The following is a 14,018-nucleotide window of genomic DNA, read 5'->3' as shown; positions in this document are numbered from 1 at the left end:
TCTAGATGCCTTTTAATGGGTGCTTATCAGCTTCCCAAGGTGATGTTAGTAACTGAGTCACTGCTTCAGCTGTTACGTCACTTGCATGATTAAAACGCCATTGTGGTTGACGATCTTTATCAATCAACAATGCACGAACCCCTTCACAGAAATCACCATTGGAGCAGCAATTAACACTCACACCGAGTTCCCATTTAAACGATTCTGCTAAGGTTTTTGTGGTGCCTAAGTTGGCTTGTGCAAAAATTAAGAACCAACTTAATGGGCTGCCAGCTAATGCTGTTTTTTGAGCACGTTTTAGCCAGTCTAGCTCAGTATCTAATGTGGTGATTTGATGATGCACTTGTTCAATTTCACCAGACATTAGTTGATCAATTTGAGGCTGGTAGTCTGCTAGCGGGCTATTACCCAGTTGTGCGCTTGAGCTGACTTGCATTTTATTCAGTAACAAAGTGAGCTGCTGATGATTTAAGCTTTCATCATCACTCCAGCTCACTTCAGCGATGGCATCAAATAATGGTTCTTTCTCGCCACTGCCCATGAAATGGTTACCCACATTCACATGATAAGCATCTGCAGCATTCATGTTATAAGCCGTTAAGCCTAAAAATAGCCCTAACTTTCCTGGCATTCTGTTTAGGAAATAACTGCCACCCACGTCAGGATATAAACCAATGGTCACTTCAGGCATAGCAATGCGGCTGCGCTCGGTTAACACACGGTGGCTACCGCCCGCCATGAGACCTAAACCACCACCCATTACAATTCCATCACCCCACACTAAAACAGGTTTGCCGAATTGGTGCAGCAAATAGTCAAGCTGGTATTCTTGAGTAAAAAAATCACAGGCTTGTGATGTCATTTCACCAGGGGTAGCCACTGAGGCATGGTAAATTGCGCGCACATCACCACCAGCACAAAACGCTTTATCACCTGCACCATCTAACACAACAAAGGCGATATCATCATCGTCTTTCCAAGCCCGTAATTGGCTTGTCATGGCCTTTACCATATCAAGATTTAATGCATTTAATGCTTTCTCAATATTGAGTGTAATCACCCCAATGGATTTACCAGATAAGGTGCCTAATGTTTGAAATATTACATCTTGAGTCATTAGCAGTTCTTCCAATTTGCCGCACGTTTATCCAAAAAGGCATTGACGCCTTCAGCCTGATCTTGGGTATCAAATAAGCTAACAAAAAGTTCGCGTTCCAATGGCAAAGCTTGTGTGCGTGGCATTGTACGTCCAGCTTGAATCAGCTTTTTGCACACAGTCACACTACTTGGTGATTGACGAGCAACTTTTGTTGCTAATGTTACTGCAGCGTCCAATGATTGCCCCTTTTCTACCACTTCTTCAACTAATCCAATTTGCTCAGCTTTTGCGGCATCAACTCGCTCGCCACATAAAATCATTCTTTTCGCCCAGCCCTCACCGACTAAAGCGGTTAAGTTTTGGGTGCCACCAGCACATGGTAGAAGACCAACTGTAGCCTCAGGTAATGCCATTTGCGCTTGAGACTCAGCAATACGCAAGTCACAGGCTAACGCTACCTCTAATCCCCCGCCCATAGCGTAACCATTAATCGCTGCAATAGACACGCCACGAAATGCACTTAAGGTTTCAAAAGCATCGCCAAAGCATTTAGCCATTGTCGCAGCATTACCTTTGTCACCATCGGCAAATAATTTAAGATCGGCTCCCGCTGAAAAGAACTTCTCACCTTGACCTGTAATCACCAATGCATAGATGTTGTTATCTCTATTTAAGCGCTCCACGATATTTTTCAGCAGCACTAAACTGTCTGCAGTCCACGTATTCGCAGGTGGGTTATTTAAGGTTAATATTGCCGTATTACCATTGATGGTTTCTATAATTGCTTGTGCTGCATCGTTTGTTTGCGTTGAATCAGAGCTTGTCATTATTCGTTCCTTAAATGGTGACATTTATAAAATTGCATGGGCGTTTTCGGCTAACAAACGACGAGCAATAATCAGGCGCATAATTTCGTTCGTACCTTCTAAAATCTGATGCACGCGCACGTCTCTAAAGTGGCGTTCAAGCGGATATTCACGGATATAACCGTAGCCGCCATGGATTTGTAATGCACTATCACACACCTGAAAGCCAATATCTGTAGCAAAGCGTTTCGCCATTGCACAATATGCCGTGGCTTCAGGATCGTTTTGATCGAGTTTAAACGCAGCTAAGCGCACCATTTGACGCGCCGCAACTAACTCAGTTGCCATATCTGCTAATTTAAACTGTAGCCCTTGAAATGCAGCAATGGGTTTACCAAATTGTTTTCGCTCATTCATGTATTCAGTGGCGCGCTCTAATGCTGCTTGCGCTGTACCTACTGAACAAGTGGCAATATTAATGCGCCCCCCATCTAATCCCTTCATTGCAAAAGTGAAGCCTTGACCTTCTTCACCTAGTAAGTTTGCTTGAGGAATACGTACATTTTCAAAGCTAATTAAACGCGTTGGCTGAGCATTCCAGCCCATTTTATCTTCCGCTTTGCCATAAGTAACGCCTTGGGCATCTGCTGGAATTGCAATGGCAGAAATACCTTTTGCACCCGCTTCACCTGTTCGGCACATTACCACTAATAATTCGGTTTCACCTGCACCTGAAATGAACATTTTTGAGCCGTTGATAATGTAGTCATCACCGTCTTTTACCGCTTTAGTTTGCAATGATGCTGCATCACTTCCAGCCCCTGGTTCAGTTAGACAATATGAGGCTAATAACTGACCTGTAGTTAAGCCTTCTGACCATTGCTGACGAAGTGACTCTGTGCCCCAAGTCGTTACCATCCAAGTTGCCATATTATGAATGGTCAGCATGGCTGTTGTTGCAGTACAACCATGAGATAACTCTTCGAAAATGATTGATGCATCAAGACGAGATAGCCCCATGCCACCTTCTGACTCAGGCGAATAGAGTGAGCAGAAGCCAAGTTCTCCAGCTTTTTTCATTACATCTTTAGGAAAATGATGCTCTTCATCCCATTGGGCTGCAAATGGTGCGAGTTCTTCTGCTGCGAATTGACGAGCAAGATCGGCGAATTGGCGTTGGTCTTCGTTGAAATTAAAATCCATGGTCTGAATCCTTTTTTACTATGACTCTGTGGTCACTTAAGCTTCAATCATCGCAACTCTTTTTGTATGAGCTATCTTGCCCGATAGTGCGAATGATCTTAGCGGAGTTATTGTTGTTTGCTGCAGTTATTCAGCATCCTGCTGAATGGCATGTCTCGGCAAATACTAACGGTTAGATTATTTACTTAATATTTTGCGATTTGTTAGTAATAGTCGTTGGCATTATCTAAGGCCTTCTCCCAAAAGAAGGCCTTAATTGTTCACTTCAAGGTAATTATTTAAGATCGATGCTCATGTTCGGGCCACTGACCACTTCGTCAGCAAACCAACGTGAAGTAATGGTTTTAGTTTCGGTATAAAAACGTACAGCTTGCTTACCATAAGCGTGTTGATCGCCATAGAAGCTGCCTTTCCAACCTGTGAATGAGAAAAATGGTAATGGCACAGGAATTGGTACATTAATCCCTACTTGCCCCACTTCAATATGATGTTGGTATTTACGTGCAGCACCGCCAGATGCGGTAAAAATAGAAGTGCCATTACCATAAGGACTGTTATTAACCAGTTCAATGGCTTGGTCTAAATCTTCAGCTTCCATACAACATAAAACAGGGCCAAAGATTTCTTCTTTGTAAATTGCCATGTCGGTAGTGACGTTGCTGAACATGGTTGGGCCAATCCAGTTACCAGACTCATAACCTTCAACAGTGCAATCGCTGCCATCAAGCAAACACTCTGCACCTTCTTCTTTACCTTGAGCAATCAGCTTAAGTACACGTTCTTTTGCTGCAGGACTAATAACAGGACCGTAAGCGGCATTTTCATCATTCCATAACCCTGGGCGCACTTTTGCTAATGCTTCTTTAAGCTCTGGAATCCACTCTTTCGCAGCGCCAACAAATACTGCGACAGAAATAGCCATACAACGCTGACCAGCAGCGCCTACTGAAGCACCTACCATGTTATTAATCACTTGCTGCTTATTCGCATCAGGCATGATAACGCAGTGATTTTTTGCGCCCGCAAAAGCTTGAACGCGTTTTAAATTATCAGTACCGGTTTTATAAATGTATTGACCCACACCAACTGAGCCTACAAATGAAATGGCTTTAATTGCAGGATCATTTAGTAAAATATCTACCGCAGCTTTATCACCATGCACTAATTGCAGTACGCCTTTTGGCGCGCCAGCTTCAACGAAAAGCTCAACGAGACGTTGTGGCGTCATTGGATCTTGCTCTGACGGTTTAAGGATAAAGGTGTTACCGCAAGCAATTGCTAATGGGAACATCCATAACGGGATCATCGCAGGAAAGTTAAACGGCGTAATGCCCGCACATACACCTAAAGGTTGGGTATAACTGTAGGTATCAATATTACGAGCCACATTTTCAACGGTTTCACCCATTAACATAGACGCGATATTACAAGCGTGCTCAGCGACTTCAATACCACGCCAAACATCACCTTTGGCATCTTCAAAAGTTTTACCCGTTTCTTGAGCAAGGATGGTTGCAAGCTCATCATGGTGTTCTTTTAGTAAGTGCTGATAACGTAACATCACGCGGGCACGTTCAGAAACAGGTACTTCTTTCCATGTTTGAAATGCTTCTTTGGCACTATGAATGGCTTGATTAACTTCATCAGACGTTGCTGCATTGATGTTAGCAATAACCTTGTTATCAGCTGGATTAGTGACTGAAATAACCTGTGAACCCACTCCTTCGGTAAATTCGCCATTAATATAATGTTTAACTTGAACTGTCATGATGCTTCCTAAATCCCTGTTGAGCCCCAAAGCTCTGTAAAAGTTAAGTACTGACGGCTTTTTTATTATGGCTAATTATTGTTGCCAATAACTGCCGAGCTCTTTCAGTACTTGAGTCTTGTTGAATAATTCGTGCTGTTTTTATACTTCGATAGCCATCGCAGTCGCTTCACCGCCACCAATACAAAGTGATGCGACACCTTTTGATAGCCCTTTCGCTTTTAACGCGTGAATAAGGGTCACGAGTACGCGGGCACCAGAACAACCAATTGGGTGACCCAATGCACACGCGCCGCCATTGATATTCACTTTGGTTTCGTCAAGCTGCAATTCACTAATCGCCAACATCGTTACCATGGCGAACGCTTCGTTAATTTCAAATAAATCAACATCGCCTTTAGACCAGTTCACTTTGTCAAAGAGCTTGTTCATTGCCCCGACTGGCGCAGTTGTAAACATTGAAGGTTCTTGAGAGTGAGTTGTATGGCCTTTAATGGTTGCCATAACTTCTAGTCCTAATGACTCAGATTTTTCACGGCTCATAAGCATTAATGCTGCAGCGCCATCTGAAATTGAACTTGAGTTTGCCGCTGTAATCGTGCCGTCTTTAGCAAACGCAGGTCGCAATGTAGGAATTTTTTCTGGTCGAGCGTTACCAGGCTGCTCGTCAGTATCGATAGTGACATCGCCGCGACGGCTAGTAATGGTGACTGGCACAACTTCTTGTTTGAACGCACCTGAATTAATTGCCGCGTTGGCTTTTTCGAGTGAACTTAGGGCAAATTGATCCATACCTTCGCGGGTTAAACCGAAGTCATCTGCCGTTTTTTGAGCGAATGTGCCCATTGCGCCGCCAGTGTAGGCATCTTCAAGACCGTCAAGGAACATGTGATCGAGCACTTTCCCGTGGCCCATACGCATCCCACCACGGGCTTTATCCAATAAGTAAGGCGCTTGAGTCATGCTTTCCATGCCACCAGCAATAACCACTTCACTTGAGCCAGCTTTAATCAAATCGTGAGCTAACATCACTGTTTTCATGCCTGAACCACAAACTTTGTTGACTGTCGTTGCGCCAACACTTAGCGGCAGTTCAGCACCTAGGCTTGCTTGACGCGCCGGAGCTTGGCCTAAACCTGCCGGTAATACACAGCCCATTAGCACTTCATCTATTTGCTGAGTATCGATATTCGTTTGCGCGACTAAACCTTTAATTGCTGTAGCTGCTAATGTAGGTGATGTAACGGCTGATAAAGCGCCTTGAAATCCGCCCATTGGGGTGCGTTTTGCTGCGACGATAACGATATCTTGTGGTGATGTAGTGCTCATAACTTCTCCGCTGTAAACCGGCTATCAAGATGGCCGAGATTAATACACAGTAAAATGTGATCTAGTTCAATATTCACACTGTGACGTTTACGCTAACGTAAAGCAAGAAAAATCCATTAAATTAACATCAAGTATTTTAAATAGCTGTCATTGAAAATTTACAATCACAATAAGATATTGAATAATTTGATTAAAGTAAGTTAAAAGTCGAATCAGTATTGAGCTTAAACTGAGTTATTAGCTTAATTAAGGCCTTTAAGCATCCGATATGGAACAACTCTATACTGGGGAGAAATTAAGTATTAAGGTGTGGAAGTGGAGTATTAGAATATGAAAACCATGGTGTTGGGCTATGATAAGGTTTCGAGGTTGATTGCTGCAATATCTAAGGGCTAAACTCTAGGTAGTAAAGCTATAAGCTGCCATCATTAACAAACAGCTGAGCCTAAACCAATAAACCATTTGCACTTGGTTATATGTATTTAAGTCACAACAAACTCGCTTGCGGGTTTAGGTTTATACCGTCAGCTTAATTAAGTAAATGACTCTAAGCTGAAAACACCTGATTACGTCCGTTGTTTTTTGCTTTATATAACGCTGTATCTGCACATTTGATTAATTGAGCCAGACTTTCTGTGTCATCCAACTTTACGCTAACCCCTAAGCTGATTGTAAACTGAAGTTTTATATCGTTAAATTGAAATTGGTGTTGCTCAATACTCAAACGCAGACGTTCAGCAATATCCACAGCTTGGTCTAAATTAGTATTTGGAAGAATCAATAAAAACTCTTCACCACCAATTCGGCCAAGCAAATCACGCTTCTTAAACCAATTTCTAGCTTTACTTGCCGTGGCTTTAATCGCCAAATCACCAATTCCATGGCCATATGTATCATTAATGGCTTTAAATTTATCGATATCAAAAATAATGACAGCCAAAGTTTCATTGCGTTTTTGCGCAGCTGCAAATATTTTTCCGCCCTTCTCCATGGTATATCGACGGTTAGCAATCCCCGTCATATAGTCTGTCTGCGAGCGACGCTTAAAAAAACGGCGCGACTGTACTAAAAATGCCATTATCACCAAAAGTACCGCAATAATAAGGGCTGTGACTAATAAGCTCAGTTTTGAAATCTGTTGCTTGTCTGTTTCTGATTTAAGTTTGAGTAAGTTTATTGATAACTGATTTTCAAGAATTTGCACTTCGTATTCTGAAACTTTGGCACTGTGCTCTAAAGAAGAGTAAATAACATCTTTATCCATCATTGAAGCGTAGGTTTTTCGCTCATTTCCGAGACTATTAAGTAATAAATTAAAGCTTTGCTGATAATCCTGAACAGCGAACTTCTCCAATGCCAATACTGAAGATTTTAAAAAAATGGGACTCGACTGATAACTATTAGAGTTGATAAATAAAGATGCCATTTCAAAAGCTTTTTCAGCATCATTTTGTTGCATATAACTTAGGGATAAATAGCCATAAATCAAATCGATGAAATATGTTTCTTTGGTGGTGTCTTTTATCAGTAATGCCGCCTCTAAATGTTCGATAGCTTGATCAAAGTTTTGTTGAAAGAACTGAGTTCTTCCTGCATTACTATAAGCAAAAAACAGGAAATCGTTAAAGTCTGGGTGTTGCTCAGCTAATGTAAATAAAGCAGCAACATTAATTTCGGCCGTTTCCCAATCCGATACTTTTATCGATTCACCCACCATATTATGAAGCATGTTAAACATATCTTGGTAATCGTTAACTGAACGCCATAAATTATAAGCTTCACGGAAATACTCAAAGGCATATTTATGTAAGCCATTAGAGCGATAAATAGCTCCAGTGGAGTTATAAATCATAGCTTGTCTATTGGCCGTAAACTGATGTTTTCTTGCTAATATCAAAGCTTCATCTAGTCGACTCAGTCCTTCTTCGAATCGGTCCACATCTGCATAGCAAAACGCACTTTGAGTCAGAGCTTTAACGAGAATATCTGGGGAGCTTAATTGCCTAGCAAGGGTTAATGCGTGTTCTCTGTCAGGGCAATAAGTGGCTTGTGAGTTAGTTTGTAAATAGATGATATAGGAGCGCTCAATGTAACTTGTCACCAGCATGTCAGACACAGGCTCTGTTTCAAGTATCGCAATGGCATCATTGTAGCTGGCATAAGCGTTATCCAGTTGCGCATTCGCCTCTTGTTCAATCGCTAACAAATGATAAAACTGCGCTCGTTGTTGTATGCTCCAATCAGCTAGTTTCTCTTTTTGATCCAATAAAAAAGCTAAACGGGCATCAGTCGCTTCAATCGTAGATAATTTGAGTTTTAGTTGTTCAATATTCTTTTCGAGATATTCTTCAATTCTTACTTCATTACTGCCTTCAACAGCAGCTTCCCTGATTGTTTTTGAGGCATTTGCAGTCCCCGCTTCAGTAGTTAGAAAATCGCCTGCGAGTACTGAACTGCTCAATGCCATTGCGCTCAATAGCGAAATGACAGAAGCGTATCGATAAAGTCTGGTATGTGTGTGATGCATGAAGGAGTATAAAATCACTGAAAGTCCCTATTGAGCCATGTCGACTTTAACATTATAACAACAATAGTAACTTTGTCTGAAAAGCAGTGAAAAATCAAAAACTAAGTCATAGGTATTTAAGCGATTAAAAGTCAATTATTAGTCAAAAATTCTAAGGTTTAAGTTTTTCTCATTCAACTTAGCTATAGAAACATTAATTGCAATAGATTACTCCGTAATTAGGCTTAAAAAATAAAATAAAAAAGCGCTGATATCAGCGCTTTTTGTAAGGTTTAATCCGTTTTCGCTTCAAAACACTTTATTTGGTAATCATCACAGCGCCCACACTTCTGTCTTCACTTTGATTGATTAACCGAATCGTTAGTCCGTATTCTGGAATATTTCGTCCAGCGTCAAGTAAATCACCGCCAGTGTAATCACGCGAATCTCTAAATGTACGTTGCGCACGAGTGCGGTTATCATACATAGTGATGCCATATTGCTCCGACAAATCGATAAACATTTTTTCAGGTCTATCTATTCTGAAGGTTGCATCGTGAATTTGATAACGAGTCGTCGCAACATTGCCATTACTCCAAGACAAGGTATTTTGATCAGCATCAACCACACCTAAGAAACCATCGCCAGGGTGCACACCAACCCAGTTGTCAGAAAATTGATTATCGACATACCAAATCAACATACCTTTCTCATAGGTCATCGGTTGGCCAGCAACATTTATATGCTCTAAGCCGCTATCAACACCATGATGAGTACGCCACTCGACCAGATAATAATGCTCAGTTTCAGAAGAGCCAGAAGATATTTCAAAGCCATCTAACATCATCATTTCTGGCGATGAATCAGCATTTGCAGCAAAGGTCTCTACTTCATCAACGACTAGACTAATATCGTCAACGTACATTCCAGGGTTAGAAACGGCAGCATCAGTTTGATACATGACGTATAAATTAAACGCATTACCAGCAAGAGACGTTAAATCAAATTCAGCATTAATCCAACCTGAAGATGCCCCCGTGATTCCATTACCTAGATTTGTATCATTTGGGTTAGTTGTAGAGGTAATATTACCCTCTAGCATCACTTGACCAAATTCACCTACCGCCATTACGTAAGCGTAATCCCAGTCAGTTTCAATGTCATACCACGTTTGGAACTGAATTGAGGAAGTTGTAGCAGCTGTTAAATCGACAGCCATTCCCATCAAGTTTTGTAAGTTATCTCCAGAACCACTGAAATAAGCATACTCACCACTTGTCGGCTCAGTAACCACTTGCACCTTGTTAGGAAGGGTAATTTTAATTACATCATGGTTCGTTCCTTTACTGGATGCTTGGTCCAGTAAACCCACAACTCCACGACGAGGAATATCATCAAAGTTAACAATCGCACCATGTTGCCAGTTACCACCGAGAGTGGCTTGAAGATGCTCTTTAGCAAATGGACTAAAGCCTACAGGCTCAGTACCGCCTAATTCACCTGCCCAACTACCAGAAGACATGACTGACCACATGGAAACTGGCTCGCCTTCACCTGTGTATTGCGTATCATATTCATCGGGTAACCCTAAATCATGGCCATACTCATGGCTGATTACACCCACAGCACTATCAATAGGAGCAATTGTATAATCAAAAGCCCCCATCACACCTCCCCAATAAGGAACATCAGTTGCCGAACCAGGAATGCCGTATACACCACCGAGGTTCCAGCGATGTGACCAAATAGCATCTTCACCGACTTGGCCTCCCCCAGCCTCTTCACCCACGGCAGAATGGAACACCATCACGTGATCCACTAATCCATCAGGCTCCCAGTAGTTACCATCACCATCAAGATCGTAGCGATCTTCAATATCAAATTGACTCAAATCTAATGTTGGATCTAATGATGCCGCTGTTAGCGCCTCACGAATTAAACTACGGGCATCACCATCGACATTATTACCGTAAAATGCCGCTGGCATTGTTGCCATATACCAACCAGCAACATCGCCAGTGACAGTGTAGCTATCACCAGATTGCTTTTCATAGAATTGTCGAAACGAATTGGCATGATGACCATTTGGTGCTACCCAACCATCATCTCCAAAGAGGATTTGACGGTAATGATCTTGATTATAATCCTCGTAATACATGCCTGACTCTTCTGGCAAGATTGAGTTATGAACAAAATCTGGAAACTCCATTAGAATAGCGAGAACTCGTGCTTCACGAGTTGGACCATCATATAACTCTTCTTGTACATTACCGGGACTATTACGAATAGAGCGCCCTGTTAAGCTGCCTTTCGATGCTTCGTGGCGGCGGTCCATTTTAGTTTTACTTTTAATTTCTTGAGTCATTGAATAATGATTGGTGATTGCTGCATCTTGAGCTGCTGCATTCACGATTGCTTCAGCTTGACGCTTTTTCAAATACACTTTTAGCGCCGACTCAGCTTCTTTTAAAGAGGCTGTTTGCGATATTTTTCCAGAATTTTTAAGCATTTGAATTAGTTTTTGCTCATCAGCAATCACCATATCAAAAGCACCGGTTTGTGGTATTGGAGCATGCTCTGCAGCCTGCAAGCTTCCTGAGAGCCCAGCAATAGCGAACGCTAGTGGGATTAATTTGTTGTTATTCAATTGAATACCCTCGTATAAAAATCAGTTCCGTTTGAAATTTCTACTCAGAAAGACTCGGCTACGTTAACTAAGTATTCAAAAATCCTAACCGAAGAAACTCTATGACGACATAGTCGGTAAAACATTTCATCCCCAAGTATGAAGCCAGCATCAATCTCTAATTCTTATGGGTATTTTTATATTTAGCATATATACAAAAAGAGCCATCTAGTAAGACTAAATGACTCTCAAACAAGTGTTTTAACGGAGTTTATTCAGAAAAAGGTAACAGAGTTAACTTTCAGATTCCCACGGTGTGATCCCGCTCATATCAGAAAGATCATATGGCGTAAGCTGATAAACGTAATAGTTTAGCCAATTACTGACAAGTAAACTGCCATGACTGTGCCACCTTGCAATTGCTTCTTCGTTTGGGTCGTCATTTCTAAAGTAATGGCTGGGCACTGATGGATTAAGTCCTTGTGCAAGATCTCGCTCGTATTCATCTTGTAAAGTCGACTTTTGATACTCAGGGTGACCCATTACAAACAAGTTACGGCTATTGCGGCTCAGCACAATATAGGCGCCAGCTTGTTCAGACTCTGCCAATACTTCAAGATCTGGATGTTGTTTAATGTCTTCCACATTCATCTCAGCAAAACGGGAGTGCGGTGCAAAAAATTCATCATCAAATCCGCGTAACAAAGGATGCGGTTTCGTTGAACGACGGTGACAGAATACCCCTGAGCGTTTCTCATCTAATAATTTACGATGCAAATCATATAAGTGAAACAGACCAGCATGAGCGGCCCAGCACAAAAATAATACTGAAGTTACATGTTGCTGCGACCAATCAATAATCTCTTTTATGTGCTCCCAATACACCACATCTTCAAAATCCAATTGGCCAAGGGGCGCGCCAGTGATAATTAAGCCATCGTAGTTTTTACTTTTTACCGCCTCAAAATCACGATAAAAGGTGTTCATATGGTCAATAGAAGTATGCTTTGATGCTTTGTCGTGAATACGCAATAAGTCGACGTCCACTTGCAAAGGTGTGTTACCTAATAAACGTAAGAGTTGAGTTTCGGTTTCAATCTTATTTGGCATAAGATTTAGAATAAGTACCCGCATAGGTCGAATATCTTGGTTTGCAGCCCGAGTTTCGGACATCACGAAGATATTTTCTGATTCTAAAATTTCTGCAGCAGGTAAATTGTCTGGAATTCTAACCGGCATTAAAGGCACCTTTTAATACAAAAACATTCGGTGCAATAAACCATTATTGCATTGAGTTAATTATCAAGATATTAACTCAATGCACTGTAATGATTACCCACCGACTTTATTCACGAGTACATTAACGGGTTCAGTTCCATTAATGTCTACAACGTAAGACTGGGTATTGATAAACCACAATTTGCCATCAACTTCGATGCGTACACCAATTGCATAAGTATGGCCTTGTTGAAACTGATCTCTGGCAAGTTGAAACTCAAACTGATGCGGTGTTGTCACGTTATCAGTGATCATTTCTGCCATCACAATCGCTTTTTTATCTTGCAATGAGACGTCATTTAACTGCACTTTAATGACCGCATCTGCTGGTAATGCAATGCGTTCTCGATACATCACATCGCCTGAAATCGTCACCAGATCATTATGTGAAGCACAACCAACCAGTCCTACAACTAACGCAAAAGATAACGCAATAGGCATTACTAATTTAGCGAGTGTGTGTTTCATCGTTTTCCCCATAACCAATCTCCTTATCATACATTAAGACTTCTAGAAGTCTATACGTCTCACCTTGAATAATATTCTTACTTGTTATCGAAAGCAGTTGTTTTTATGATAGGCCATCATTTCGAAGCCATAAAGCGTATGACACAAGCAAACGCAATAATAGTGGGCGCTAGCTCACACCTTAGTAAAGAAATCGCAAGCCAATTAGCGCAGCAAAACGTTTCATTAGTGCTATTTGTTCAAAATCCTGATGACATGAAGGAGTTTGCCGAGCAACTTCCTACTAAAGTTGACGTTTTACCATTGGATATTGAAAATCCAGCTGCAATTATTAGCCAATTAGAGAAAGTCTGGTTGAGCATGGATGGTGCCCATCTGGTATTGGTCAATACTGGATTAAATGGATATCACGAATCACTGCCTTGGCAATTAGAGCAAGATATTATTGATGTGAATGTCAGCGGCTTTACCGCCATTTGTAATACGACATTCCGTTTGATGCGTGAACAAGGCTACGGCCAAATTGCTGCTATAAACTCAATCGCAGGTTTACGTGGCGGACCAAGTGTGGCTTATCATGCTTCAAAGGCTTATGCACAAAACTATCTTGAAGGTTTGAGTATGCACGCACAGCGCTTGAAGTTACCTATTACCATCACTGATATTCAATTAGGCTTATTAGATAAAGCAGCAATGCAGCAGAGTAAATTGTGGCTGCCGCCATTGCCTAAAGTCGCGACACAAATCATCAAAGCGATGCAGAAAGGTAAGCGGAGAGTATATGTGACTAAGCGTTGGCGTTTAGTGGCTTGGTTAACAATGGGCTTACCAGAGTTTATTTATAATACCCGTCACTGGAAAGCTAAAAAGAAAAAGTAAAATATTGAGTAATATCAAATAAAAACAGGAGCTCTAGGCTCCTGTTTATTTTGGGG

General features: G+C 41.5%; 10 protein-coding genes. 1 reads left to right on the top strand and 9 read right to left on the bottom strand.

Going from position 1 to position 14,018, the window contains the following annotated elements:
* Position 1 precedes the first annotated feature (1 nt).
* From QPX86_RS07945 to QPX86_RS07905, 9 genes are all read right to left on the bottom strand, one after another.
* Positions 2–1,117 carry an enoyl-CoA hydratase/isomerase family protein gene (locus tag QPX86_RS07945; protein ID WP_285164863.1) on the bottom strand — a complete coding sequence of 372 codons (1,116 nt, stop codon included), beginning with the start codon at positions 1,115–1,117 and terminating at the stop codon, positions 2–4.
* A complete protein-coding gene (locus QPX86_RS07940; RefSeq protein WP_285164862.1) occupies positions 1,117–1,926 on the bottom strand; it encodes an enoyl-CoA hydratase in 810 nt (269 codons plus the stop codon). Before QPX86_RS07940 ends, QPX86_RS07945 begins: the two co-directional genes overlap by 1 nt.
* Positions 1,927–1,950: 24 nt before the next feature.
* The gene (locus tag QPX86_RS07935) at positions 1,951–3,108 is read right to left on the bottom strand and encodes an acyl-CoA dehydrogenase family protein (protein WP_220753382.1); all 1,158 of its coding nucleotides are present in this window, start codon (positions 3,106–3,108) and stop codon (positions 1,951–1,953) included.
* A 274-nt stretch (positions 3,109–3,382) separates the two neighbouring features.
* A complete protein-coding gene (locus QPX86_RS07930) occupies positions 3,383–4,876 on the bottom strand; it encodes a CoA-acylating methylmalonate-semialdehyde dehydrogenase (protein WP_220753381.1) in 1,494 nt (497 codons plus the stop codon).
* Positions 4,877–5,017: 141 nt separating this feature from the next.
* Positions 5,018–6,205 carry an acetyl-CoA C-acyltransferase gene (locus tag QPX86_RS07925; protein WP_220753380.1) on the bottom strand — a complete coding sequence of 396 codons (1,188 nt, stop codon included), beginning with the start codon at positions 6,203–6,205 and terminating at the stop codon, positions 5,018–5,020.
* Positions 6,206–6,752: 547 nt separating this feature from the next.
* Positions 6,753–8,672, bottom strand: a complete 1,920-nt coding sequence (locus QPX86_RS07920) for a tetratricopeptide repeat-containing diguanylate cyclase (RefSeq protein ID WP_285164861.1) — start codon at positions 8,670–8,672, stop codon at positions 6,753–6,755.
* A 358-nt stretch (positions 8,673–9,030) separates the two neighbouring features.
* The gene (locus QPX86_RS07915; protein WP_285164860.1) at positions 9,031–11,358 is read right to left on the bottom strand and encodes an immune inhibitor A domain-containing protein; all 2,328 of its coding nucleotides are present in this window, start codon (positions 11,356–11,358) and stop codon (positions 9,031–9,033) included.
* A 273-nt stretch (positions 11,359–11,631) separates the two neighbouring features.
* Positions 11,632–12,576, bottom strand: coding sequence for a homoserine O-acetyltransferase MetA (gene metA / locus QPX86_RS07910; RefSeq protein ID WP_285164859.1), 945 nt, complete (start codon positions 12,574–12,576; stop codon positions 11,632–11,634).
* A gap of 93 nt (positions 12,577–12,669) precedes the next feature.
* Positions 12,670–13,083, bottom strand: coding sequence for a YbaY family lipoprotein (locus QPX86_RS07905; RefSeq protein ID WP_285164858.1), 414 nt, complete (start codon positions 13,081–13,083; stop codon positions 12,670–12,672).
* A gap of 138 nt (positions 13,084–13,221) precedes the next feature.
* Between QPX86_RS07905 and QPX86_RS07900 the strand changes: the two genes are divergently transcribed.
* Entirely contained in the window at positions 13,222–13,962 is a 741-nt protein-coding gene (locus QPX86_RS07900; protein WP_285165150.1) for an SDR family NAD(P)-dependent oxidoreductase, read from the top strand.
* Positions 13,963–14,018 lie beyond the last annotated feature (56 nt).

Source organism: Shewanella goraebulensis, from assembly GCF_030252245.1.
Lineage (GTDB): Bacteria > Pseudomonadota > Gammaproteobacteria > Enterobacterales > Shewanellaceae > Shewanella > Shewanella goraebulensis.
Note: the sequence above shows the minus strand (reverse complement) of the source record. Positions and strands in the feature narration are given on the sequence as shown.

Excerpts from the sequence above, each read along its gene's own strand:
- QPX86_RS07945 (WP_285164863.1), bottom strand. The coding sequence starts at position 1,117 with ATGACTCAAGATGTAATATTTCAAACATTAGGCACCTTATCTGGTAAA.
- QPX86_RS07940 (WP_285164862.1), bottom strand. The coding sequence starts at position 1,926 with ATGACAAGCTCTGATTCAACGCAAACAAACGATGCAGCACAAGCAATT.
- QPX86_RS07905 (WP_285164858.1), bottom strand. The coding sequence starts at position 13,083 with ATGAAACACACACTCGCTAAATTAGTAATGCCTATTGCGTTATCTTTT.
- QPX86_RS07925 (WP_220753380.1), bottom strand. The coding sequence starts at position 6,205 with ATGAGCACTACATCACCACAAGATATCGTTATCGTCGCAGCAAAACGC.
- QPX86_RS07900 (WP_285165150.1), top strand. The coding sequence starts at position 13,222 with ATGACACAAGCAAACGCAATAATAGTGGGCGCTAGCTCACACCTTAGT.
- QPX86_RS07930 (WP_220753381.1), bottom strand. The coding sequence starts at position 4,876 with ATGACAGTTCAAGTTAAACATTATATTAATGGCGAATTTACCGAAGGA.
- QPX86_RS07920 (WP_285164861.1), bottom strand. The coding sequence starts at position 8,672 with ATGGCATTGAGCAGTTCAGTACTCGCAGGCGATTTTCTAACTACTGAA.
- metA (WP_285164859.1), bottom strand. The coding sequence starts at position 12,576 with ATGCCGGTTAGAATTCCAGACAATTTACCTGCTGCAGAAATTTTAGAA.
- QPX86_RS07935 (WP_220753382.1), bottom strand. The coding sequence starts at position 3,108 with ATGGATTTTAATTTCAACGAAGACCAACGCCAATTCGCCGATCTTGCT.